Origin of the sequence: Kitasatospora sp. NPDC056531, from assembly GCF_042794375.1 — a bacterium.
Lineage (GTDB): Bacteria > Actinomycetota > Actinomycetes > Streptomycetales > Streptomycetaceae > Kitasatospora.
In genome coordinates, this window is record NZ_JBHTTU010000024.1 from 35,885 (window position 1) to 59,877 (window position 23,993).

A 23,993-nucleotide genomic window follows, 5' to 3' on the forward strand; every position below is an offset into this window, starting at 1 on the left:
GAGTTCCCGGGCCCGCACCGGGACCTCCCGCCGGGCCCCGAGCGCGCCGTCGCGCTCGCTCAGCCCGCCAGCCGGGCGATCTGGCCGCGCTCCAGCGCGGCGTACACCGCGCCGTCCGGGCCGACGGCGATCCCGTGCGGCTCGGCGCCCGGGCCGGGGATCGGGTAACCGTCGAGCCGCCCGTCCGGAGTCAGCACCCCGATCCGGCCGGCGCCCCACTCGGTGAACCAGAGCCGCCCGTCGGGGCCGGCCGCGATCGCGTGCGGCTTGGCGGCCCGGTCGGCGAGCGGGTACTCGGTGACCTGCCCGTCCACGGTGATCCGCCCGAGCAGCCCGCCGCCGATCCCCACGTACCAGAGCGCGCCGTCCGCCCCGGCCGCGATCCCGACGGGCGCGGTGCCCTCGGTGGGCAGCCGGTGGACGGTCACCTCGCCCCCGACGCTTACCCGGGCGACGGCGTTCGCCTGGTTGAGCGTGCACCACAGCGCACCGTCCGCCCCGGCGGTGATCAGCGACGGGAACGCCCCGGCCAGCGGCAGCGGAAACTCCGTCACCTGCCCGTCCACGGTGATCCGCCCAACCCGGTCGACGTTCAGCTCCGTGAACCAGAGCGCCCCGTCGGGCCCGGCCGCGATCCCGTACGGCCCGGCGTCCTCCGTCGGCACCCCGTACGAACCCGCCTCGCCGTCCACCGTGATCCGTCCGATCCGGTGGTCCCGCATCCGGCTGAACCACAGTGCCCCGTCCGGCCCCGCGGTGATCACCGACGGTCCGCACCCAGGCGCGCCCAGGCCGAACCGCTCCACCGAGCCGTCCGCCGACAGCCGCCCGATCTCCCCGGCGTGCACGAGCGTGAACCACACGCGCCCGTCCGGCCCCACGGCCACCCCGTACGGCCCGGCCCCCGCCTCGGCCACATCGAACAGTTCCATCCACACCCCTCGGACGCTATTGCGACATGCGTCGCGTTAATGATGCTCGCACGTCCGCCCCGCCCGGGGCAACCGGCTCATTCGCGACCGCCCGCCAGCCCCCGCAGCGCCGAGATCACTCCGCTCCCCGCAGCGCAGACCGGGACGGCGAGCAGGGCGCCGATGATGCCCGCGATGCCGGCGCCGGCGACCACAGCGACCATGATCGTCGCCGGGTGCAGCTCGACCGTACGGCTCTGGATGATCGGCTGCAGGATGTTCCCCTCGATCATCTGGACCGTCAGCACCACGCCGAGCACCCACAGCGCCGTCCCGAGACCGCCGTCGGCGAGGGCGACCAGCACGGCCACCGTGCCGGACAGGAAGGCCCCGACGAAAGGGATGTAGGCACCCATGAAGACCAGCGCACCGAGGCCCGGCGCACCGGGGACACCGAGGGCGAGCAGGCCGATGGTGATGAAGCCGGCGTCGATCAGGGCGATCAGGGTGGTGCCGCGCATGAAGCCGGCCATCGCCTCGAAGGCGCGCCCGGCGCAGGCGATCACGGTTTCGGCACCGCGCCCGGGCAGGTAGGAGCGGATGGTGTCGCCGGTGCGGTGGCCGTCGCGGAGGAAGAAGAAGACCAGGGCCAGCGCCAGCACCCCGCCGGTGATCAGCTGGGTGAGCAGGCCCAGGCCGGAGAGTACGCCGCTGGTGAGCGTGGAGAGCAGCGAGTTGGTCTCGCCCTTGGCGTTGGTCAGGGCGTGCTGGATCTTCTCCCCGAACGGGCCCAGCCACTCGGCCAGCCGGTTGCCGGCCGCCGGGAGCGACGCGGCGATGTGCGGGGCACTGTTCACCAGCGAGTTGACCAGCAGCACGATCACCCCGACCACCACCGCGACCAGCACGATGCAGGTCAGCCCGGCCGCCAGGCTCCGGCTCACGCCCCGGCGGACCAGCCAGGGCACCACGGGGTGCAGCAGCGCGGCCCCGAGCAGCGCCAGGACGAACGGCACGGTCGCCGCCCGCAGCTCGACCAGGGCGAAGACCACCAGCGAGGCGACGGCGATCAGCAGGATCACCGCCACCGACCAGGCCGCCGCCCCCCGAACGGCCGGCGGCAGCATCAGGTACGGCCTGCGGTGGTCGGGCTGCCCACCGGGCGGGCGTTCCACGGACACGGCCACCTCCGCCGGGGATCGTCATTGAGTCCGAACCGACCCATCTCAACAGAGAATCTGACGATCTGCCCGTTTTGCGGCTAAGCGGCCGCCTCGATCCGCACCACCCCGTCCCCGCCCGCACCCGCACCCGCACCCGCACCCGCGAAGGCCAGCACCCGCCGCGCCTCCGCCTCCGCCGCCTCCCGGTCGGCCCGCGTCAGCCGGACGAACGGCTGGACGACGACCTCCTGCTCCCCCGTCAGCCGCCACGTCCCGACGACCAGCCCGTCCACCAGCAGGGTGCCGAGCACGAGCCCGTTCTGGGTCATCACCCGCCCCTTGTACTCCTCCGGCAGCACCCGGCTGCGGTCGGCGTGCGAGAGCAGCAGGTTGTCGAAGGGCGCGACCAGCCGCACCGGCGCCGGGACGTCCGGCGCCGGCCGGGGCGCCTCTGGAAGGTCGTACAGCAGCCGACCCCGCTCGTCCCGGAAGGTCAGCAACCGCGGCGCGAGCCGCCCCAGCACCGCGCCGAGCCGGCTGAGGCCGCACCACTTCTGCAGGTCGGCCACGCCGGCCGGGCCGAAGGCCGCCAGGTAGCGCAGCACCAGGTCGTCCACCGACGGCGAGGGGTCGAGAGGGCGACCGAGCCAGGCCTCGGCGGTGGTGTGCGCGGCCGGGTCGCGGTCCGGGCGGCTCACGGCGAGCAGCGCGCCGAGCTGCTGGAAGGTGCGCGGCTGCGCCTCGACCAGTGCCCGGGCCTCGGCCGCCAGCGCGTCGAGGTCCAGCCCGGCCAGCCGCTTGCCGTAGGTGGTGCGCAGCGCCTGGTCCAGGACGGGCTGGAGCAGCGGGCGCAGCGTCCGGCAGTCCTCGGCGGTGACCAGGTGGATGGTGCCGCGCTGGAGGGCGATCCGGACCACCGCCCGCTGTTCGATCAGCGTGCTCAGCCGCTCCGGGGAGAAGGCGTCCAGCCGGGAGAGCAGCCCGAGGTAGGGCGGCTGGGGTACGGCCTGGGCCTGGAGCCCGCCGAGGTGGTGGATGACCTCGGAAGGCGCCAGGTCGGTGCGGGCGAGCAGGTGCTGACGGGCCAGCAGGGCCCGGCCGAGCGCCCGGGTGCCGAGCACCGTCACCGGCGGCCGTCCAGCACCGAGCGCAACAGGGAGATCCGGTTGGTGGTGATGGAGTCGACCCCGGTGTCGCGCAGCCGGCGCATGGTGCGCCGCAGGTCGGCCGTCCAGGTGGAGACGGCGAGCCCGGCGTCCGCCGCGGCACCGACGAACTCGGGGGTGACCAGGCCGAACGGCGGGTTGAGGAAGGCCGGGCGCAGGTCCTTCAGCAGGGCGGGCGCGGGCATCCTGGGCTGCTTCCAGGTGAGCGCGATGGAGGCGTCCGGGGTGAGTTCGCGCACCGCGAGCATGGCGGTGACGGGGCCGCAGAAGGCGACCAGCCGTTCGGCGCCGAGCCCGGTGACGACGGACCAGGTGGCGGCGGCCGGGCCGGGCTCGTCCAGGTCGATCAGCAGCCGGGCGCCGTTCGCGTCCGCGACGCTCTTGACCGCCTCGGCGAGGGTGGGGATCGCCAGCTCGCCCCGGCGCAGCTCGTCCAGCTGCTCGACGGTGACCCGGTCGATGGAGCGCGGGTCGCCCCAGAGCCGCTCCAGGGTGCGGTCGTGCAGCAGCACCGGCACCTTGTCGCGGGTGAGCTGGACGTCCACCTCGACGGCGTCGGCCCCGGAGGCGAGCGCGGACTCGACCGAGGGCAGGGTGTTCTCCCGGTAGCGGTACGGGTCGCCGCGGTGGGCGACGGCGAGCACCGGGCGGCGGTCGGCGGGCACGGGGGCGGTGCGGGCGAGACTCATCGAATCAGTCCAGAAAGCCAGGGGGCGGTTGAAGGACAGGGCTAGCGTCGTTCGATCATCACATTGGTGGACTTGATGACCGCCGTGGCCGGTGCGCCGGGGACCAGGTTCAGCTCCTCCGCCGACTCCCGGCTGATCAGCGACACCACCCGGAAGGGCCCGGCCTGCACCTCCACCTGCGCGGCCACGTCGCCGAGCCGCACGTCGGTGACGATCCCGGGGAAGCGGTTGCGGGCGGAGGACGGCCGGCCCTCTGCCTCGGCGACCTCCGGCCGGGCCAGCTCGCGGGCGAAGGCGGCGAGCTCGGCACCGGGGATGATCCGGTGCCCGTGCTCGTCCCGCACGGCGGCGATCTTCCCGGCGTCCACCCAGCGCCGCATGGTGTCCGAGCTGACGCCGAGCAGCGCCGCGGCCTCGCCGATGCGGTACGGGTTGACCGGCACCCCGTGCTGGCCCATGTGCGACTCCTGACGGTGGTTCGAGTAACGGAGGTACGCGCCCCCGGCCGCCATCCTGCCGTACCGGGGACACTGACGGGAAACTCCCCTACGGCTCGCCGAACAGGTCCCGGCGGACCGCGTCGCCCGCGGTGAGGACGGCCCCGGCGAGCACCGCGCCGCCTCCCGCCGCACCGGCCCGCACCTCGGTGCGCAGCGGGGAGAACCCGGCGAGGCGCCGTTCCACCCGTCCGGCCAGTTCGGCGCCGCCGGCCCGGCCGGTCTCGCCGCCGAGCACCACGCAGCCGGGGTCGAGCACCACGCAGACGCCGGCCGCACCGAGCGCGATCCGCTCGGCCAGCTCGTCCAGGAACGGTTCGCCCCGTGCCCCGGCGGCCAGCGCGGCGCGCACCGCGGCCTCGGCGGCGCCCGCGTCCCCGGCCGGGTCGGCGGGCAGCCCGTGGGCGCGGGCGAGTTCGCAGACGGCGGCGCTGCCGACCAGGCCGTGGAAGCCGCCCTCGCAGCTGTCGGCGCTGGGCAGGCCGACGGTGCCGGGGACGGGCAGGAAGCAGATCTCGCCGGTGCCGCCGGAGAAGCCGCGGCGCAGCCGCCCGTCCAGGATGACGGCGGCGCCGACGCTGTGGCCGAGCCACATCAGCACGAAGGTGTCGCGGTCCCGGGCGGCGCCGACCCGGTACTCGGCCCGGCCGGCCAGGTTGACCTCGTTCTCCAGGATCACCTCGGTGTCGGGCAACTCCCACAGTGCGGCGAGGAGTTCGGCGTGCCAGCGAGGGAGGTTCCCGGTGCTGTGCAGGCGCCCGGTGGCGGGGTCGACCAGGCCGGGGGCGCCGACCGCGACGGTGTGCAGCCGCTCGACGCCGGCGCCGCGCGCGCTCTCCAGCAGGGTGGCGACGATCGCCCCGGCGGTGTCGGGCGCGCCGCCGCCCTCGACCGGAACCTCGGCGGTGGCGAGGGCGCGCCCGGCCAGGTCGGCGACGACCAGGCTGACGCCGCCGGAGCGGACGTCGAAGGCGGCGATGTGGGCACGGGAGGCGACCAGGGCGTAGACCCTGGCGTTGGGGCCGCGTCGCTGCTCGCCGCGTTCGCCCACGACGGCGACCAGGCCGGTGCGCTGGAGGCGGTCGAGCAGGTCGGCGACGGTCGGCCGGGACAGGCCGGTGAGGTCGCGCAGCTCGGTCGCGGTCAGCGGGCCCTGTTCGAGCAGGAGGTTGAGCGCCAGCCGGTCGTTGATCGCCCGGGCGGTGCTCGGCGTGGCCGTACGCGCGGTGGTCATGGCAGCTCATCCTTCCAGAGTGTTTCTATCAGGGTCCCTTCCTGATAGTTTATCGAACCGTCCGCCGGACGGCCGCGCCCGCCGCGCGGACCGATCGGCCTGCACGTAGACCACCCACAGGGCACCGTCGCGCCCCGCCCCGCGCGACCGGGAGGGACTGTCGCATGACCGTAAAGACACTCGAACCACTGGAGGCCCCACGCCGGGCCCGGGCGAGCATCGCGCTGGTCTTCGCCGTGCACGGCGCCGTCGGCGGCACCTTCGTCACCCGCATCCCGTGGATCCAGGACCGACTGGACCTCTCCCCCGGCCAGCTCGGCCTGGCGCTCGTCATGCCCGCCGTCGGCTCCTCCCTCGCGATGCCGCTGGCCGGGCACATCGTCCACCGCTACGGCGCCCGGGCGGCGATGCGTGGGCTGATCTCGCTCTGGTGCCTGGCCCTCACCCTGCCCGCGCTCGCCCCCGCACTGCCGGTGCTGTGCGCGGCGCTGCTGGTGTACGGCGCCGCGGCGGGCATGGCGGACGTCGCGATGAACGCCCAGGGCGTGGAGATCGAGCAGCGGCTCGGCCGCTCGATCATGTCCGGGCTGCACGGGATGTGGAGCGCGGGCGGCCTGCTGGCCTCCGGCTTCGGCATCCTGGCCGCCCATCTCGACCTCGACGCCCGGCTCCAGCTGGCCGTCACCGCACTCGTCCTGCTCGCCCTCGCCCAGCCGGTCTGCCGGGGCCTGCCCGACCTGCGGGCGCCCGAGGAGGCGCAGGCGCCGCCGCGCTTCGCACTGCCGCCGCGCAGCTCGCTGGTGATCGGGCTGGTCGGCTTCTGCGCGGTGTTCGGCGAGGGCGCCTCGATGGACTGGAGCGGCGTCTACCTGAAGGACGTCACCGGCGCCTCCGCCACCGTCGCGGCCGCCTCGTACACCGCCTTCTCGCTCACCATGGCGGTCAGCCGGCTCGCCGGGGACGCGGTGATCCGCCGCCTCGGCGCCGTCCGCACCACCCGGCTGGGCGGGGCGATCGCCACCGTCGGCGGGGTGCTGGTGGTGGTCGCCGACCACCCGGCGGTGGCCATCCCGGGCTTCGCCCTGATCGGCGTCGGCGTCGCGGTGATCGTCCCGCTCGCCTTCGCCGCCGCCGGACGGATCGGCGGCAACCCCAGCCAGGCCATCGCGGGCGTCGCCACCGTCACCTACACCTCCGGCCTGATCGCCCCCGCCGTGATCGGCGCCCTCGCCCAGACCACCTCGCTGACCGTCTCCTTCGGGCTGGTCACCCTGCTCGCCTTCGCCCTGCTGCTGAGCGCCGGGGCACTGCGCCGAGCCGAACCGGATTTCACCGAGAATGCGACCACAATGTCACCGAAAAGCACTTCCGGAAAAGATCTCTCCACGACATGATGGAAAATCCTTGAGGGAATTCCCCGCTAATGTCGCCGACCGTCGGACGCGCTCCAGCGCCCGGCGGTTTTCGCGATCAGTGAGGGGAATTCCCGAGGCATGTGCTACGACCCGGACGCCGCTCCGCCCGCCTTCAGCCCCGCCCGGTGGGCGCTGACCGAGGCCGCCGACCTGACCCTGACCTCGACGGACGGCACCGACTTCGCCGCCTTCCTGGCCCGCCCCGAGGTGACCACCGGCGTCGGCGTGCTCGTCCTGCCGGACAACAAGGGCCTTTCCGCGTTCTACCGGCACACCGCCGCCCGACTCGCCGAACAGGGCCACCCGGCGCTCGTCGTGGACTATTACGGCCGCCGGAGCCGCCCCGGAAAACCGCCCGCCGGAATTCGGCGAACTGCCGAACCTGCTCCCCCACCTGCTCGCACTCACCTCGGAAACCCTGGACGCCGACCTCACCGCCCCCCCCTGGCCCGGCTGCACGCGGTCGGCCCGGCCGAGGTGGTCGCGCTCGGCTTCTGCTTCGGCGGCCGCCAGGCCTTCCGGGCGGCCGCGCCCCGCTTCCGGCTGGCCGGCTCCGTCGGCTTCTACGGCTGCCCGGACGAGATCAACGGCGCCCCTGGCCCCACCCAGCTCGCGGCCGGCCTCACCGCCCCGACGCCTGCGACCGCTGCAAGGGCGACACCTGCGCGCCGGGCGCGGGCCTGGCCCTCGGACCGGCGCTGCGCCACCTGGCCACCGATCCCGACCCGCGCGTCCGAGCCAGGGCCGCCGAGCTGGTCGGCGAGTTCGCCCACACCGACGCCGACGCAATCGCCGCCCTGCGGACGTCCCACGCCCGGGACCCGAGCCCGGCCGTCCGGAAGAACGCGGGCTGGTACGCCCCCGGAGGGGGGCGTCTACGAGCGGACCGCCCCGCGCCGCAGCTCCGCGTCCCGGAGCAGCCCTCGCTCGGCCAACTCCCGGTGGACCTCAACCAGTTCGGGCTGCTTCTTCAACTCGGCCGCCACCGTGAGCAGATCGCCGCCCGGCCGGGCCTCGATCGCCGCCCGGCCGGGCCTCGATCGCCGCCAGCAGCGCGGAGCAGAAGCCGCGCCCGCCGGACCGGCCTTCGGCCGTCAGGTGGCCGGACGCGCTGACGGCCACGGCTCCGCGCTCGTACGTCTCGAAGAGCAGCAGCGGCGCCAAGTGGTCGGCCAGCGCGGCCAGTTCGTGCAGCCCCAGTTCGGGCCCGGCCCACTCGGCGATGCTGCGCTCGACCCGGTGCAGCTCCGCCCGCGCGGACCGGCACCACAGGACCGTCCAGACCAGGTACACCGCCGAGGCGAGGAAGAACCCCGCGAACGCCCACTCCACGCAACCCCCTCCGTCCGGCCACCCAGTGTGGTGAGGTCCGCGCCGCCCGGCAACTCCCTTGCGCGAAAGAGCGGTTCAGGTCTGGTTGAGATACGTCAGCACGGCCCGCACCCGGCGGTTGGTGTCATCGTCGTCGGCGATGCCGAGCTTGCCGAACATCGAGGTGGTGTACTTGCTGATCGCGCTGTCGCTGAGGAACAGCCGCCGCCCGATGGCCTGGTTGGACAGTCCCTCGGCCATCAGGCCCAGCACCTCGTACTCGCGCTCGGTGAGCTGGCTGAGCCCCCGCTCCGGCGGGCTCGCCGACAGCAGCTTGGCGATGACGGCCGGGTCCATCGCCGTCCCGCCGGCCGCGACGCGCTCCAACGAGCCGATGAACTGGTCGGCGTCGAACACGCTCTCCTTGAGCAGGTAGCCGACCCCGCCGGAGCCGTCGGCCAGCAACTCCCGTGCGTACAGCTGCTCCACGTGCTGGGAGAGGATCAGCACCGGCAGCCCGGGCAGCTCCCTGCGCGCGACCAGCGCCGCCCGCAGACCCTCGTCCGACTGGGTCGGCGGCATCCGGACGTCGACCACGGAGGCGTCCGGGCGGTGGGTGCGCAGCGCTTCGAGCGTCTCGGGCCCGGTGGAGGCGGTGGCCACCACCTCGTGCCCGCACGCCTCGATCAGACGGACCATCCCGTCGCGCAGCAGGTAGAGGTCTTCGGCTACAAGGATTCGCATGGCACCGTCATCCTGACATGGGTCGGTCCGCCGGGCGGACTGGTGATCTCCAGGGTTCCGTCGAAGGCGGCGAGGCGGCGGCGCAGGCCCGCGAGTCCGCCGCCGGGCCGTTCCCGGACGCCGCCCGAGCCGTCGTCCTCGACCTCGACGACGAGTCCGAGCTCGTCCTGACGGAAGGTCACGCCCGCCCGGGTCGCCCGGCCGTGCTTGAGGGCGTTGGTCAGCAGCTCGGCGATGCCGAAGTAGACGGCGGACTCGATCGGCGCGTCCACCCGCACCGGGGCCTCGGCCTCGACGGTCACCGTGAGGCGGAGGTCCAGCGCCAGGGCCCGCACCGCGTCGACCAGTCCGCGCTCGGTCAGCACCGGCGGGCTGATCCCCTGGATCAGCCCGCGCAGTTCGGCCAGCGAGGCCTTCGCCCCGGCCTGCGCGTCCCGCATCAGCGCCTTGGCCTGCTCCGGGTCGCGCTCCACCAGCCGCTGCGCGGTCGACAACGAGAGCCCGAGCGCCACCAGCCGGGCCTGCGCCCCGTCGTGCAGGTCCCGCTCGATCCGGCGGATCTCGGCGGCCTGGGCGACCGTCGCGTCCGCGCGCTGGGCGGTCAGCTCCGCCACCCGCTCCGCCAGCGCCATCGCCGCCGTGGGCCGCAGGAAGCGCACGGCGACCGGCGTCACCACCCGCCAGGCGTACGGGGCGCAGCCGACGGCGAGCACCGCGCCGAGCGCCCCGACCACCCGGGCCACGGTCCCGGGCCGGCCGAGCCCCAGCACCGCCGCGGCCACCCCGACGGGCGGCAGCGCGGCGACCAGGCCCGCGGTGATCGGCGCGATCGCGACGAACCGCAGGTCGCGCAGGTTGGCGGGGTCGCGCCAGCGGATCCGCCAGTGCTGGTCCATCAGGGCGTCGCGGCGGGACTTCTCGTAGCCGAAGCCGTTCCACCAGAACCCGGTGGACATCCGGACCACCGGCGGGGCCTGCCGGTACCCGGCGTCGATGACGGTGCCGTCCCACCGCGCGACCAGGGAACGCACGGCCCGGCACACCGGGCGGCCCAGCGCCAGGGTGCCCGCGCACACCAGCACCACCGGCAGCAGCCAGGACCACGGGTTCGCCGGCCCCCAGTGGACCCCGAGCGCCACCGCGCCCGCCCACACCGCCGGGACCAACAGGGTCACGGCCGCGACCACGCAGGCCCGTAAGAATCCCACCGCGGCCCCCGCCGCCCACGCCCCCACTCGCCCCATGGCCGCCCTTCCTCGCCTTCCGTCGGTGCTCCCCACCCTGCACCGCGCGGAGCCCGGGTCCGCCCCGTTCGGGCGGGGAGTGTGGCCAGCCCCACCCGACCGTGCGTCCAGCCGGACACCGGCACCCCCGACCTGACCGCAGCAAGATCCCCGACCGACATCATGCCGAGTGCGATCACCGGCGTCGACCCTCGCCCAGGCGAACCGGCGAACCGGCAGACCGGCCCGGCCCGGGCACCGGTTAGGCTCGGGCCGTGCCCGAAGCCCTCACGACCTCCCCCCTGCCGAGCGCCACCGAGCCCGGTCCAGAGACCGGTCCCGAGCCCGGTCCCGAGCGCCCGGCCCGTTCGGCCTGGTGGCGGTTCGGCCTGCTGGTGCTGCTGCTGGGGGCGTGCGCCGGGTCGCTGCTGCTGTGGAGCCCGACGGACCTGCTCTCCGGCGGCCTGGCGGACCGGATGCCCGGCTACTGGTTCGCACCGCTGTTCACCCTGGTCTACGCGGTCGGCACGCTCGCCTTCGTCCCGCGCCCCGCGCTGAACGCCGTCGCCGGACTGCTGCTGGGCATCCAGCAGGGCGTGCTGCTCGCCGTGCTCGGCACCACCCTGGGCGCGGCGATGGCCTTCGCCCTGGGCCGCGGCCTCGGCCGGGAGGCGCTGAAGCCCTACCTGCGCGGCAAGGTGCTGGGCGCCCTCGACCAGCGCTTCACCGAGCAGGGCTTCCGCAGCGTCCTGGTGCTGCGGCTGCTGCCCGGCCTGCCCTTCCAGGCCGGCAACTACGGCGCGGCCTTCTCCGGGGTCCGCTTCCTGCCCTTCCTCCTCGCCACCGCGATCGGCGTGGTGCCCACCACCGCCGTCTACGTCACCGCCGCCGCCAGCGCGGACCAGCCGGGCTCGGCCGCGTTCCTGGTCTCCGCCGGGGTGATCGCCCTGCTGGTGATCGGCAGCCTGGTCGGTCTCTGGCGCGCGGCCGCGGCCCGCCGCCGGATCCAGGCCGGCTGACAAATCGGTCGCGCCGCCGCGCCGCCGGGGGCCACGATGGCCGGCATGACCGAACTCAACCCGCGGGTGGACCCGCCGACGGCCGCCGACGAGGCCGCCATGCTCACCTCCTGGCTCGACTACCACCGCAGCACCCTCGCCCTCAAGTGCGAGGGCCTGACCGACGACCAGCTGCGGCTGCGCTCCGTCCCGCCGTCCACGCTCTCCCTGCTCGGCCTGGTGCGGCACATGGCCGAGGTGGAGCGGCACTGGTTCCAGGGCGTCCTGCGCGGCGAGGAGGTCGCCACCGGCCACTACTGGACCGAGCAGGACCCTGACGGCGACTTCGACAACGTCGACACCGCCGACGTCGCCGCCGACTTCGCCGTCTGGCGCGCCGAGATCGCGGCCGCCCGCGAGGCCTCGGCCGGCCTGCCGCTGGACACCGTCGGCAAGCGGCTGCGCCACGACCGGGAAGTGACACTCCGCTGGATCCTCGTCCACATGGTCGAGGAGTACGCGCGCCACAACGGCCACGCGGATCTTCTGCGCGAACTGGTGGACGGTTCCACCGGCGAATGAAATCGTTTCCGCATTGTTGACAGAAGGTCAATTAAGCGGTGGCCGTGACCGATATGGTCTACGCGCGCAACCGTACGGAGCTGCGCCGCGTCGCTTCCTTTGCCCGGGTCCGCCCGGGTTTCCGGCGCGGCACAACTCGTACGGGGATAGCGAGCGGGGCACGGGACCGGTGAACAGTGCGATACTCGGACAGTTCCGACGAGTGGATGACGTGTCAAGAAGGACACGCGCCCCCCGGGGGACCAGGACGGGACGAGGCAGGGAGGCGCGGCATGGGAGCACTTCGCGACGAGCACCACAACGGGTGGCTGATGCCCTCGGGGAACTACCCGGCCGCTGTGTACGACGACGAGTGGGTGGATCAGGAGACGGTTCCCGCCGTCCCCGCACCCGCGAAGATCGTCTCCCTGCGGCCGACGGGCTTCGAGGCGGCACGCACGGTCGGCGAGCACATCCGGGCGAGCACCCCGGTGGTCATGGACCTCACCGAGATGGAGGAGGCGGAGGCCAAGCGCATGGTCGACTTCGCCTCCGGCCTGATCTTCGGCACCCGGGGCGGCATCGAGCGGATCGCCCGCCGGGTCTTCCTGCTCACCCCGGCTGACGTCGAGGTCATGGTGATCGACCGCCCGCTCGACGAGACCGGCTTCTACAACCAGAGCTGAGCCGCACAACCAGAGCTGAGTCGGCCGTACGGCTACCCAGCGCCCCGACCGGGGACGGCACACCCGCCGTCCCCGGTTTTTGCTGCCCAGAGGCCGGGGCGACGCGAATCACCTGAGACAGTAGAACAAATTTTGAGACATTGATGTCTCATCTCGTCTAGACTTGATGCATGGCCACCGACCGCGACACCGTCCTCGAAGCCGCCGTCGGCGTGCTCTCCCGCCGCCCCACCGCCCACATGGACGAGATCGCCCGCGCCGCGGGCATCAGCCGCGCCACCCTGCACCGACTGTTCCCGGGGCGCGAGGCGCTGATCCGCGAGGTCGGCCGACTCGGCCTGGAGCGCTTCGCCGCCGCCCTGGACACCGCCGCGACCGAGGAGGGCGACGCCGAGGCCGCGCTGCGCCGCCTGGTGGACGCCTCCGTCCCCGACGCGATGCTCTGCGCCTTCCTGGCCGGCGAGAACCAGCTCTACGACCACGACGACATCAACGACCTCTGGGAGGTCCAGATCGCCCGGCTGCACGCGCTCTTCCTGCGCGGACAGCAGCAGGGCGTCTTCCGGATCGAACTGAGCGCCGCCTGGCTGAGCGAGGCCTTCTTCGACCTCGTCGCCGGCATCGGCTGGGCCATCCAGGACGGCCGGCTCGCCCCGCGCGAGGCCGCCTTCTCGCTCGCCGAGCTGTTCCTCGGCGGCGCCCTGCGCCGGCCGGACACCCCCGCCCCCACGGCCCACATCCCCGTTGGCCCGACCCACAGCACCTCGGACCGGAAACCGGAAACCGATATCCCATGAGCTTCACAGCTCCCACCCTTCTGACCGCCCGCCAGCGCTGGACCGGCCTCGCCGTCCTGGTGCTGGCCGTCACCGTGGTCGCCCTGGACGCGACCGTGCTCTCCCTCGCCATCCCGTCCATCAGCGAGTCGCTGCGCCCCAGCGGCACCCAGCTGCTCTGGATCGGCGACTCCTACTCCTTCGTACTGGCCGGCCTGCTGGTCAGCATGGGCGCGCTGAGCGACCGGATCGGCCGCAAGAAGCTGCTGCTGTCCGGCGCCACCGCCTTCGGCGCCGCCTCGCTGCTGGCCGCCTACGCGCCGGGCCCGGGCTGGCTGATCCTGGCCCGCGCGCTGCTCGGCGTCGCCGGGGCGACGATCATGCCGTCCACCCTGTCGCTGATCCGCGGCCTGTTCCCGGACGACCGGGAGCGGGCCACCGCGATCGGCATCTGGGGCGCGGCCGCCACCGCCGGCGCCGCGCTCGGGCCGGTGGTCGGCGGGGTGCTGCTGGAGCACTTCTGGTGGGGTTCGGTGTTCCTGCTGAACATCCCGGTCCTGCTCCTGCTGCTGATCTCCGGCGCCTGGCTGCTGCCGGAGTCCAGGGACCCGAAGCCGGGCCGCTGGGACGTGCTGAGCGTCGCGCTGTCGATGGCCGGTGTGATCGGCGTGGTGTACGCGGTCAAGGAGGGCGCCGCACACGGCCTCGCCCGCTGGGACGTCCCGGTCACCTTCCTCCTGGGCGCCGCCGCGCTGACCGTCTTCGTCCGCCGCCAGCTGCGGCTGGAGACCCCGCTGCTGGACGTCCGGCTGTTCCGCGACCGGCGGTTCACCGCCGCCGTCACCGCCTCGCTGATCTCCCTGGTGGGCCTGAGCGGCGTGATCTTCGTGGTCTCGCAGTACCTCCAGCTGGTCCGCGGCTACGAGCCGCTCCAGGCAGGCCTGGCGGAGCTACCGGCCTTCGTCGGCTCGGCGGTCGGCGGTCTGCTGACCGCCCGGATCGCCCGGCGCTTCGGCGTCCGCAAGGCGCTGACGGCCAGTCTGCTCGCCATGGGTCTGGCCGCGGGGGTGCTGGGCTGGCTGCAGCAGGACACCACCTACCTGCTGCTGGCCGTCTCCTTCCTGCTGACCGGCACGGCCGAGGGCGTGGTCTACACGCTCGGCGCCGACCTGGTGCTGAGCGCCGCGCCCGCCGACAAGGCCGGGGCCGCCTCGGCGGCCTCCGAGACGGCGTACGAACTGGGCACCGCGCTCGGCATCGCGCTGGTCGGTTCGGTGGTCGGCTCGATCTACGCGAACGGGCTGTCCGTGCCGGCCGGGGCCTCCGCGGAGACCGCGGCCCGGGCCGGTGAGTCGCTCGGTTCGGCCGTGGAGGCGGCGCACGGGCTGCCGGCCGAGGTGGCCCAGCCGCTGCTGGCGAGCGCCAAGGACGCCTTCGTGCACGGCATGAACAGCGCCGGGCTGGTCGCCGGGGCGCTGCTGGTGGGCGCGGCCGTCCTGGCCTGGCGACTGCTGCGCGGGCTGTCCGCCCCGACGGCGGCAGCGCCGGTCGAGGTCGCCGAGCCGCAGAAGGCCGACGCGTAGGAACGCGAACGAGAACGGCCGTTTCCATCCGGGAACGGCCGTTCTCGTCTGCGGAACGCCCGTTCCCGGGGGCCTGCGAACACGCCTCAGGACGCCCCGAAGGGCAGCTCCAGCTCGGCCCAGACCACCTTGCCGTCCCGGGTGAGCCGGCTGCCCCAGCGCTGGGCCAGCTCGCTGACCAGGAACATCCCGCGCCCGCCCTCGTCCTGCTCGGCGAAGGGGCGCAGCTGCGGGGTCTGGCCGCCGGCGTCGGAGACCTCGACGGTCAGCACCCGGTCGCGGAACAGCCGCAGTCGGCGCGGTGCCTCGGCGTGCAGCAGGGCGTTCGTGACCAGCTCGCTGACCATGAGTTCGGCGTAGTCGGAGAGCGCGCTCAGGCCCCAACCCTCCAGGGTGGCGCGGGTGAAGCGGCGGGCCCTGCCGGGCAGCTTGCCGCCGCCGGTGAGCGGGAGGGTGGCGATCCGGTCGGCGGCCACCGGCAGCGCCCGCGCCATGATCATCGCGATGTCGTCCTCGGTGCCGTCGGTGACCAGCGCGGCGAGGACGGCGTCGCAGCTCTGCTCCAGCGTCCGGCCGGTCTGGGACAGCGTGCGGGCGAGCAGGTCGATGCCGTCGTCCAGGTCCTGGCCGCGCCGCTCGACCAGGCCGTCGGTGTAGAGGGCGAGCATGCTGCCCTCGGGGAGAGTGAACTCGATCGACTCGAAGGCGACCCCGCCGACACCCAGCGGCACGCCGGGCGGCACCTCGATCGTGCGCGCGGTGCCGTCGGTGTCGACCCACACCGGTGGCAGGTGCCCGGCCGAGGCGACCTGGACGGTCCGCTCCAGCGGGTCGTAGACCGCGCATATGCAGGTGGCGAACTGGCCCTCGCCGATGCCCGAGGCGGTCTCGTCCAGTCGGGTGAGGACCTGCTCGGGCGGCATGTCCAGGGTGGCCAGGGTGCGGGCGACGGTGCGCAGCTGCCCCATGGTGGCGGCGGCCCGGATGCCGTGGCCCATTACGTCGCCGACCACCAGCGCGACCCGGCCGCAGGACAGCGGCACCACGTCGAACCAGTCGCCGCCGACCTCGCTGACCACGCTGCTGGGCAGGTAGCGGTAGGCGATCTCCAGGCCGAGGGTGCGGTGGATCTCCTGCGGCAACAGGCTGCGCTGCAGGGTGAGGGCGGTCTCCCGCTCGCGCCGGTAGAGCCGGGCGTTGTCGAGTGCCAGCGCGGTGCGGGCGACCAGTTCCTCGGCGAGCGCGACGTCGGCGTCGGTGAACGGCTCGGGGTTGCGCATCCGGATGAACTCGGAGCCGCCGAGCACCATGCCCCGGGCGGTGATCGGCACCATCAGGTACGAGTGGATGCCGGCCGCCATCCCGGGGGCGATCCGGTCCTCGCTGGACACCAGTCCGCGCAGCACCTCCTCGTCCACGTGGGCGCGCAGCAACGGCCGCCCGCTGCGCAGGCACTGGGTGTAGCTGCGGTCGGGGGCGTACTCGGAGGTCTCGCCGACGACGTCCACGGCGTGCGCGAGGCCGGACTCGTAGCTCTCCCCGACGGCGACGGCGCGCAGGGTGACGGACCGGTCGGACGGGATCGCGGTGGGCTCGGCGCCGCGCAGGACGGGTTCCAGCAGGTCGACGGTGGCGAAGTCGGCGAACCGGGGGACGACGGCCTCGATCAGTTCCTCCGCGGTGCGCTGGAGGTCGAGGGTGGTGCCGATCCGGGCGGTGGCCTCGGCGATGGTGGCCAGCCGTTCCTGGGCGCGGGCGGCGCGGGCCTCGGCCTGGAAGCGCTCGGTGACGTCGATGATCGAGGAGGCGACGCCGAAGACCTTTCCGGTGGAGTCCTCCAGCCGGAAGTAGGAGGCGGACCAGGCACGGTCCCGCTTGGGGTCGCCGGGGACGCGGCCGTGCGAGCGGGCGTCGACGACGGGCTTGCCGCTCTTGAGGACCTGTCTCATGGTCTGCTCGATCTCGACGCTGTTGATGCCGGGCAGAACGACGGTTATCCGGCGGCCGAGGTGGCCGGCGACCGGGACGCCGTTCATCCGGGCGAGTGCCTCGTTGATCCGGACGAAGCGCAGCTGGGTGTCGTAGACGGCCATGCCGATCGGCGAGCGGCCGAAGATGCCGTCGAGGACGGCCAGGTCGGCCTCGATCTCGTGCAGGGCGCGGGTGTCCGAGGCGGTGGCGAGCAGCAGCAGGGTGCCGCTCGGGCCGGCGATCGGGTAGGTGCGGAACTCCAGCTCGACCTTGTGGCCGTCTCGGTGGCGGACCGGGAAGACGAAGGAGGTGCCGGTGCCCGCCATGATCCGCCGGAAGATGTCGAGCACCTCGGGGCGGTCGGTGTCGTCGGTGAGCAGCCGGGCGGCGTAGCTGCCGACGGCCTCCTCCGCGGTGTAGCCGAGCAGGGCCTCGGCGTCATCGCTCCAGTGCAGGATCAGGCCGTCGCTCTGGAGCAGGGCCGTCGCGAGCGGGACCAGTCGGTGGCCCTCCGGGCGCGCGAAGGCGCCGCCCGGTGCGAGGCCGGCGGCGTCGGTCGCGTCCCACTCGTGTCCGTGCATTCAGGCAGCACCCCGGTTCGGCTCGTGCCCGGCCGGGTGGGCCTCGCGGTCCGTGCCGGCCGGGTTTCTTCTCCAGACTGCACGGACATCGGCCGCCCGGCGACCCCTTGGTGAGGGGTGTCCGGCCGCTCCGGTTGCACGGGCGTCATGGGCGTACCGGGCGCAGCGTACTCTCCAGAAGGCCCGCCCACTGCCGGATCACTCCGGAACGTCGAACACTGTCGTCGGTCAGCAGGTTGGCCAGGCCCAGTCCGCGGGCGAGGTCGAGGGTGGCCTGCACCGATTCGCGCACGCCCGGGCGGGTCTCGTCGGCGCCGAGGAACTCCACGGCGGCCCGGTGGGCCTCCCGGCCGACCCGGCCCTCCAGGGCGACGATCCGCTCGCGCAAGGCCTCCTCGGTGGCGGCGGCGGTCCACAGGTGCAGGGCGGCGCGGAAGTCCGGGCCGATGTAGAGGCGGACGATCATGTCGACCACGGCCCGGGTGCGGTCGGGGCCGGCGGCCGGCAGTTCGTCCGCGTGGGCGCGGACGGCTGCCAGCCGCTCGGCGGTGACGTACTCGACGGCCGCGGTGAACAGGTCCTCCCGGGTCGGGAAGTGGTGCTGGGCGGCGCCCCGGGAGACGCCGGCCCGCTCGGCGACCACGGCGACGGTGGAGCCCTGCCAGCCGAGCTCGGCCAGACAGTCCACGGCGGCCGCGAGCAGCCGGGCCCGGGTCGCGCGGCTGCGGTCCTGCTGGGGGGTGCGGACGGCGGGGTGGCTGGTCATGGCGGGCGGCGGTTCCTGTTCCGGTCGGGGCGCGGCGGATCGATCCTCACAGACGCGCCGAGGTCTTCGCCGGTCAGGGCCCCCGTTCAGCTCGCCGCCTCGGCCCGTGCGGCCTCGCGGGCGCGCAGTTCGCGGCGGAGGATCTTGCCGGCCGCGGACTTGGGGACGGTGTCGACGAACTCCACCGCGCGGACCTTCTTGTACGGGGCGACCTGCCCGGCCACGTAGCCGGTGACCTCCTCGGCGGTCAGGGCACTGCCGGGGGCCCGGACCACGAAGGCCTTGGGGCACTCGGTGCCGTCGGCGTCCGGGACGCCGATCACGGCGGCGTCGGTGATCTGCGGGTGGCCGAGCAGCACGGCCTCCAGCTCGGCGGGGGCGACCTGGTACCCCTTGTACTTGATCAGCTCCTTGACCCGGTCGACGATGTGCAGGTAGCCGCGCTCGTCCACGCAGCCGATGTCGCCGGTGTGCAGCCAGCCCTCGGCGTCGATCACGGCAGCGGTGTCGGAGGGGCGGCCGAAGTAGCCCTTCATCACCTGGGGGCCGCGGATCCACAGCTCGCCGCGCTCGCCGGCGCCGAGGTCCCGGCCGCTGCCGTCCAGGGCGGTGACCCGCAGTTCGGTGGAGGGGACCATCCGGCCGACCGAGCCGGGTGAGGGGTCGTGCTCGGTCGGGGAGACCACGTGGGTGACCGGGGACAGCTCGGTCATGCCGTAGCCCTGGAGCAGGTGCGGCAGGCCCAGGCGCCGGGCGCAGGCGTCGGCGAGGGCCTGGTCCAGCGGGGCGGCCGCGCACAGCAGGTACTCGACGGAGGAGAGGTCGAAGCCGTCCACCACCGGGTGTTTGGCCAGGGCGAGCGCGATCGGCGGAGCCACCACCAGGGCCTGTACCCGGTGCTGTTCGATCGCGCGGCAGAACTGCTCCAGGTCGAAGCGGGGCAGGACGACCACGGTGGCGCCGCACCGCAGCGGCTGGTTGAGCAGGGCCGACAGGCCGTAGATGTGGAAGAACGGCAGCACGGCGAGCACCCGTTCGCCCACGGCGGGGCGGTAGAGGGCGTCGGTCTGGGCGAGGTTGGTGGCGATCGAGCGGTGGGTGAGCATCACTCCCTTGGGCAAGCCGGTGGTGCCGCTGGAGTAGGGCAGCACGGCGACGTCCTCGCCCGGGTCGATCACGGTCTCGGGGACGGGGCCGGTGGCGGCGAGCAGGTCGGCGAGCGAGCGGTGGCCGTCCGCGCCGTCCAGCACGATGATCTCGGTCAGCGGGCGGCCGTCGGCGGCGAGCTGTTCGGCGGCCGCACGGGCGGTCGGCAGGAACGGGGAGACGGTGATCAGCCAGCGGGCGCCGCTGTCGCGGAGCTGTCCGGCCAGTTCGACGGGGGTGGACAGCGAGGACACCGTGGTGACGGTGGCGCCGGCCCGGGTGGCGCCGTAGTAGGCCATCGGATAGACGATCGAGTTGGGACTGAACAGGGCGACCACATCGCCCTTGTGCACCCCCGCTCCGGCCAGTCCGGCGGCGACCCGTTCGACCGAGGCGGCGAGCCGCGCGTAGCTGACCTCCTCCCCGGTGAGGCCGTCGATCAGGGCCGGCCGCTCACCGTACTCGGCGGCGGAGCCGAGCACCGCATCGTGGATCGGCAGGTCGATCACGGGGACGTCCGGGAATTCACTTCGGAACACCAAGGTGAGCCTCCAGCAAGGAAGTTGATGCAGCAACAAAACCGGTGACGGAGTCGGTACGGGGCGCGCTCAGGAGCATACGGACAGTCAGGGGAGTCGCTGGTCCATTGTGAGGAACCGGGGGAGGAGCGTGCGTGGCACAGTTGCTACCGGGGGCGCCCGCCCGGACGGTGTGCACCACGGCCGCCCGCCCCCGGGTGCAGCCCCGGAGCCTGGAGCACCCCCGTGAGACCCACCACCTCCTCCCTGCCGTCCGCCCACCGCCTGTTCGCCGCCGCCACGGTGGCGGCCGCGCTCACCCTCGGCGGGGCCCCGGCCGCGCCGGCCGCGCCGGGCGACAACGGCGACGTCAAGGTCCACCGCGACACCACGCCGGTGACCGACACCCGCGACGAACCCAAGGTCTGCAAGTTCTACCTGGACGCCTTCACCTTCGACACCGTCCGGCAGGTCAACTGGACGATCGAGCAGAACCCGCCGACCGGCACCGCGCTGGTACCGGGACGGCGCCGCGCCCGGTGCCGCCGGGAACGCCATCGTGGTCGAACACGCCGACGACCGCATCGGGCCGGCGGTGTTCTACCGGCTCGGGCTGCTGCGCCCGGGCGACGCCGTGGAGGTGGCCCGCAAGGACCGGCGAACCGCGGTGTTCACCGTCGGCTCCGTCCGGGTGTTCCCGAAGAGGGACTTCCCCGACGCCCAGGTGTACGGCGGCGCCGCCAACCGGGCCGAGCTGCGGGTGATCACCTGCGGCGGGAAGTTCGACCCGCGCACCGGGTACGAGTCCAACACCGTGGTGTTCGCCCACCTGATCGCCCTGCGGTGACCCTGGCCGGGACGGCGGCGCCTCAGGACGGTCAGTACGACTTGGGCAGGCCCAGGGTGTGCTGGGCCACGTAGTTGAGCACCATCTCCCGGCTGACCGGCGCGACCCGGCCGACCCGGGTGGCCGCCAGCAGCGCGCCCAGCCCGTACTCCTGGGTGAGGCCGTTGCCGCCGAGGGTCTGCACCGCCTGGTCGACGGTACGGGCGGCGGCCTCCCCGGCGGCGTACTTGGCCATGTTGGCGGCCTCCCCGGCGGCCAGGTCCTCCCCCGCGTCGTAGAGCAGCCCGGCCTTCTGGGTCATCAGCCGGGCCAGCTCGATCTCCACCGCGCACTGGGCCAGCGGGTGGGCCAGACCCTGGTGGGCGCCGATCGGAGTGGACCAGACGGTCCGGGTCTTCGCGTACTCGACCGCCTTGCCGAGGGCCTGGCGGGCCAGGCCGAGCGAGAAGGCAGCGGTGAGGATCCGCTCCGGGTTGAGGCCGGCGAACAGCTGGAGCAAGCCGGCGTTCTCGTCGCCGACGAGGGCCTCGGCGGGCAGCCGGACGTCGTCCAGGAAGACCTGGAACTGCTTCTCCGGGGCGACGAGCTCCATCGGGATCGCCCGGTACTCAAAACCGGGGGTGTCGCGCGGGACGACGAACAGGCAGGGCTTGAGCTTGCCGGTGCGTGCGTCCTCGGTACGCGCGACGAACAGCACGGCGTCGGAGTGGTCGATGCCTGAGACGAACACCTTGCGGCCGGTCAGCAGCCAGTCCTCGCCGTCCCGGCGGGCGACGGTGGAGATCCGGTGCGAGTTGGAGCCGGCGTCCGGCTCCGTGATGCCGAAGGCCATCTTGCGGCTGCCGTCCGCCAGTCCGGGCAGCCAGTGCCGCTTCTGCTCCTCGGTGCCGTAGCGGGCTATCACCGTGCCGCAGATCGCCGGCGAGACGATCAGCAGCAGCAACGGGCAGCCGGCGGTACCGAGTTCCTCCAGGACGATGGCGAGGTCGGTGATGCCGCCGCCTCCGCCGCCGTACTCGGCGGGCAGGTTGACGCCCAGGTAGCCGGCCTTGCCGGCCTCCGACCACAGTTCCTCGGCGGGCTCGCCGGCCCGGGCCTTGGCGAGGTAGTAGGCGGAGCCGTAGCGGCGGCCGAGGTCGCCGACGGCCTGGCGCAGGGCCTTGCGTTCGGGGGTTTCGAGGAGCTGACTGCCGATGGCGGACATACGGGGGTCCTTCCTCAGGCTTCGGTGGTCTGGACGACGGCCAGCAGGGTGCCGAGTTCGACCTGCCGGCCGGGGGTGGCGAGGAGTTCGACGAGGATGCCGTCGGCGGGGGCGGTGACGCGGTGCTCCATCTTCATCGCCTCCAGCACGAGCAGCGGCTGCCCGGCGGTGACGGCGTCCCCGACGGCGGCGGTGGTGCGGAGCACGGTGCCGGGCATCGGGGCGAGCAGGGCGCCGGGGTCGGTCTGGGCGGTCGGGTCGGGGAAGCGCGGCAGGGCGGTGAGCCCGGTGCTGCCGGTCGGGGTGTCGACGTACACCTGCTGCGCCCGGCCGCCGTAACGGGCGACGCGGTACGGACGTCGGACCTCGCCCTCGCGCAGCACGACGCGCTCGGCGGTGGCCTCGACGAGTTCCACGTCCGGGTGGTCCTCGGCCAGCAGGCCGGCCCGGGTGTGGCGGTAGCGGACCTCCGACTCCGTGCCGTCGGCGGCCCGGTAGCGCTTGACCTGCGACTGGGAGGACAGGTTGCGCCAGCCGGAGGGGAGGGCGGTGGCGCAGGCGGCGGCGTCGGCGAGGGCGGCGGCCAGCGCGGCGCGTCCGACGCCCTTGGTGTCCGGGGCGGTGAGCTCGGCCGCGTGTTCGGTGAGGAAGCCGGTGTGCAGGCGTTCGGCGAGGAAGGCCGGGTGCCGCAGCGCTCGGACCAGCAACTCCCGGTTGGTGGACGGGCCGTGGATCCTCGCGCGGGCGAGCGCGTCGGCCAGCTTGCGGGCGGCGGCGGCGCGGGTCGGCGCCCAGGCGATCACTTTGGCGAGCATCGCGTCGTAGTGCGGGGTGATCTCGCTGCCGGACTCGACGCCGGAGTCCAGGCGCAGGCCGGAACCGGCGGCGGTTCCGGCTCCGGCTCCGGCTCCGGCTCCGGTGAACTCCTGGTGTTCGTGGGCGAGTTCGAGAAGGTGCAGGGTGCCGGTGGCGGGCTGCCAGTCCTTCGCCGGGTCCTCGGCGTACAGCCGCGCCTCGATCGCGTGGCCGGAGGTCGGCGGCGGGGTGGGCCCGGGGAGCTCCTCCCCCTCCGCGACGGCGAGTTGAAGCGCCACCAGGTCCAACCCGGTGACCGCCTCGGTGACCGGGTGCTCGACCTGGAGGCGGGTGTTCATCTCCAGGAAGTAGCACCGGCCGTCCTCGGCGAGCAGGAACTCGGCCGTCCCGGCGCCGACGTAGCCGATCGCCCGGGCTGCGTTCACCGCCGCCGCGTGCAACTCGGCCCGGACGTCCGCCGGAAGACCGGGGGCCGGGGCCTCCTCGACCACCTTCTGGTGCCGCCGCTGGAGCGAGCAGTCGCGGTCGCCGACCGCCCAGACCGTGCCGTGCGCGTCGGCCAGCAGCTGGACCTCGACGTGCCGCCCGGTGGGCAGGTAGCGCTCGCAGAACACCTCGTCCGAGCCGAAGGCCTTGGCCGCCTCGGCCCGGGCCGCCGCCAACTCGGCGGGCAGGTCCGCCAGTCGACGGACCACCCGCATGCCGCGGCCGCCGCCGCCCGCCGCGGCCTTGACCAGCACCGGCAGGTCGGCCTCGGTCGGCTCCGCCAGCGCCCCCAGGACGGGCACCCCGGCCTCGACCATCAACCGCTTGGCGGCGGTCTTCGAGCCCATCGCGGCGATCGCGGCCGGCGGCGGGCCGACCCAGACCAGGCCCGCGTCCAGCACGGCCCGCGCGAACTCGGCGTTCTCGGACAGGAATCCGTACCCGGGGTGGACGGCGTCGGCCCCGGCGGCCAGCGCGGCGCGCACGATCAGCTCGCCGCGCAGGTAGGTGTCGGCGGGCGCGGCGCCGGGCAGCCGGACGGCGGCGTCGGCCTCCCGCACGTGCGGGGCGGTGGCGTCCGGATCGGAGTGCACGGCGGTGGTCGCGATGCCGAGCTCCCGGCAGGTGCGGAACACCCGGCGGGCGATCTCGCCTCGATTGGCGACCAGCAGGTTGGTGATCGGAGTCTTGGAAGTCATCGT

At 74.0% G+C, this 23,993-nt stretch carries 20 protein-coding genes and 3 pseudogenes; 9 read left to right on the forward strand and 14 right to left on the reverse strand.

Annotation, left to right across the window (positions count from 1 at the left end):
- Positions 1–59: 59 nt before the first annotated feature.
- The 6 genes from ACFQ87_RS21225 to ACFQ87_RS21250 form a co-directional block, all read right to left on the reverse strand.
- Positions 60–932: a virginiamycin B lyase gene (locus tag ACFQ87_RS21225; protein WP_380612342.1), complete on the reverse strand. Its 873-nt coding sequence runs from the start codon at positions 930–932 to the stop codon at positions 60–62.
- A gap of 77 nt (positions 933–1,009) precedes the next feature.
- On the reverse strand, positions 1,010–2,092 hold the full coding sequence (locus ACFQ87_RS21230; RefSeq protein WP_380612343.1) for an AI-2E family transporter: 1,083 nt from the start codon (positions 2,090–2,092) through the stop codon (positions 1,010–1,012).
- 80 nt (positions 2,093–2,172) lie between these two features.
- Positions 2,173–3,201: a winged helix DNA-binding domain-containing protein gene (locus tag ACFQ87_RS21235; RefSeq protein ID WP_380612344.1), complete on the reverse strand. Its 1,029-nt coding sequence runs from the start codon at positions 3,199–3,201 to the stop codon at positions 2,173–2,175.
- Positions 3,198–3,929: a glycerophosphodiester phosphodiesterase gene (locus ACFQ87_RS21240; protein ID WP_380612345.1), complete on the reverse strand. Its 732-nt coding sequence runs from the start codon at positions 3,927–3,929 to the stop codon at positions 3,198–3,200. The genes ACFQ87_RS21235 and ACFQ87_RS21240 overlap by 4 nt, the downstream gene beginning before the upstream one ends.
- Positions 3,930–3,970: 41 nt before the next feature.
- Entirely contained in the window at positions 3,971–4,387 is a 417-nt protein-coding gene (locus ACFQ87_RS21245) for a molybdopterin-binding protein (RefSeq protein WP_380612346.1), read from the reverse strand.
- Between the two features lie 88 nt (positions 4,388–4,475).
- Positions 4,476–5,660, reverse strand: a complete 1,185-nt coding sequence (locus ACFQ87_RS21250) for an ROK family transcriptional regulator (RefSeq protein WP_380612347.1) — start codon at positions 5,658–5,660, stop codon at positions 4,476–4,478.
- A 164-nt stretch (positions 5,661–5,824) separates the two neighbouring features.
- Between ACFQ87_RS21250 and ACFQ87_RS21255 the strand changes: the two genes are divergently transcribed.
- From ACFQ87_RS21255 to ACFQ87_RS21265, 3 genes and pseudogenes are all read left to right on the forward strand, one after another.
- Entirely contained in the window at positions 5,825–7,054 is a 1,230-nt protein-coding gene (locus tag ACFQ87_RS21255; protein ID WP_380612348.1) for an MFS transporter, read from the forward strand.
- 99 nt (positions 7,055–7,153) lie between these two features.
- Positions 7,154–7,678 (forward strand): annotated as a pseudogene (locus ACFQ87_RS21260) (dienelactone hydrolase family protein); the annotation flags it as partial.
- Positions 7,679–7,782: 104 nt separating this feature from the next.
- Positions 7,783–7,869 (forward strand): annotated as a pseudogene (locus ACFQ87_RS21265) (HEAT repeat domain-containing protein); the annotation flags it as partial.
- A 154-nt stretch (positions 7,870–8,023) separates the two neighbouring features.
- On the opposite strand, the gene ACFQ87_RS21270 reads toward ACFQ87_RS21265, so the two are convergent.
- The 3 genes from ACFQ87_RS21270 to ACFQ87_RS21280 all read right to left on the reverse strand — a co-directional run bounded on the left by ACFQ87_RS21270 (position 8,024) and on the right by ACFQ87_RS21280 (position 10,374).
- Entirely contained in the window at positions 8,024–8,407 is a 384-nt protein-coding gene (locus ACFQ87_RS21270; protein WP_380612349.1) for a hypothetical protein, read from the reverse strand.
- Between the two features lie 75 nt (positions 8,408–8,482).
- Positions 8,483–9,130 (reverse strand): response regulator, encoded by a 648-nt coding sequence (locus ACFQ87_RS21275; protein WP_380612350.1) that lies wholly within the window; start codon positions 9,128–9,130, stop codon positions 8,483–8,485.
- Positions 9,115–10,374, reverse strand: coding sequence for a sensor histidine kinase (locus ACFQ87_RS21280; RefSeq protein WP_380612351.1), 1,260 nt, complete (start codon positions 10,372–10,374; stop codon positions 9,115–9,117). Before ACFQ87_RS21280 ends, ACFQ87_RS21275 begins: the two co-directional genes overlap by 16 nt.
- 254 nt (positions 10,375–10,628) lie before the next feature.
- On the opposite strand from ACFQ87_RS21280, the gene ACFQ87_RS21285 reads away from it, so the two are divergent.
- The 5 genes from ACFQ87_RS21285 (at position 10,629) to ACFQ87_RS21305 (ending at position 14,957) form a co-directional block, all read left to right on the forward strand.
- Positions 10,629–11,372 carry a TVP38/TMEM64 family protein gene (locus tag ACFQ87_RS21285; protein WP_380612352.1) on the forward strand — a complete coding sequence of 248 codons (744 nt, stop codon included), beginning with the start codon at positions 10,629–10,631 and terminating at the stop codon, positions 11,370–11,372.
- Between the two features lie 45 nt (positions 11,373–11,417).
- Positions 11,418–11,933, forward strand: a complete 516-nt coding sequence (locus tag ACFQ87_RS21290; RefSeq protein WP_380612353.1) for a DinB family protein — start codon at positions 11,418–11,420, stop codon at positions 11,931–11,933.
- 272 nt (positions 11,934–12,205) lie between these two features.
- Entirely contained in the window at positions 12,206–12,598 is a 393-nt protein-coding gene (locus tag ACFQ87_RS21295; RefSeq protein ID WP_380612354.1) for a cell division protein SepF, read from the forward strand.
- 170 nt (positions 12,599–12,768) lie between these two features.
- A complete protein-coding gene (locus ACFQ87_RS21300) occupies positions 12,769–13,395 on the forward strand; it encodes a TetR/AcrR family transcriptional regulator (protein ID WP_380612355.1) in 627 nt (208 codons plus the stop codon).
- The gene (locus tag ACFQ87_RS21305) at positions 13,392–14,957 is read left to right on the forward strand and encodes an MFS transporter (protein ID WP_380612356.1); all 1,566 of its coding nucleotides are present in this window, start codon (positions 13,392–13,394) and stop codon (positions 14,955–14,957) included. The genes ACFQ87_RS21300 and ACFQ87_RS21305 overlap by 4 nt, the downstream gene beginning before the upstream one ends.
- An 86-nt stretch (positions 14,958–15,043) precedes the next feature.
- Here ACFQ87_RS21305 and ACFQ87_RS21310 read toward each other — a convergent pair whose 3' ends face one another.
- The 3 genes from ACFQ87_RS21310 to ACFQ87_RS21320 form a co-directional block, all read right to left on the reverse strand.
- Positions 15,044–17,509 (reverse strand): SpoIIE family protein phosphatase, encoded by a 2,466-nt coding sequence (locus ACFQ87_RS21310; protein ID WP_380612357.1) that lies wholly within the window; start codon positions 17,507–17,509, stop codon positions 15,044–15,046.
- 145 nt (positions 17,510–17,654) lie between these two features.
- Positions 17,655–18,275 carry a TetR/AcrR family transcriptional regulator gene (locus tag ACFQ87_RS21315; protein WP_380612358.1) on the reverse strand — a complete coding sequence of 207 codons (621 nt, stop codon included), beginning with the start codon at positions 18,273–18,275 and terminating at the stop codon, positions 17,655–17,657.
- 86 nt (positions 18,276–18,361) lie between these two features.
- On the reverse strand, positions 18,362–19,963 hold the full coding sequence (locus ACFQ87_RS21320; protein ID WP_380612359.1) for a 4-coumarate--CoA ligase family protein: 1,602 nt from the start codon (positions 19,961–19,963) through the stop codon (positions 18,362–18,364).
- A 526-nt stretch (positions 19,964–20,489) separates the two neighbouring features.
- Here ACFQ87_RS21320 and ACFQ87_RS21325 point away from each other — a divergent pair.
- Positions 20,490–20,786, forward strand: a pseudogene (locus ACFQ87_RS21325) (sortase domain-bontaining protein); the annotation flags it as partial.
- A gap of 31 nt (positions 20,787–20,817) precedes the next feature.
- Here ACFQ87_RS21325 and ACFQ87_RS21330 read toward each other — a convergent pair.
- Positions 20,818–21,990 carry an acyl-CoA dehydrogenase family protein gene (locus ACFQ87_RS21330; RefSeq protein ID WP_380612360.1) on the reverse strand — a complete coding sequence of 391 codons (1,173 nt, stop codon included), beginning with the start codon at positions 21,988–21,990 and terminating at the stop codon, positions 20,818–20,820.
- A 14-nt stretch (positions 21,991–22,004) separates the two neighbouring features.
- Positions 22,005–23,990, reverse strand: coding sequence for a biotin carboxylase N-terminal domain-containing protein (locus ACFQ87_RS21335; RefSeq protein WP_380612361.1), 1,986 nt, complete (start codon positions 23,988–23,990; stop codon positions 22,005–22,007).
- Positions 23,991–23,993 lie beyond the last annotated feature (3 nt).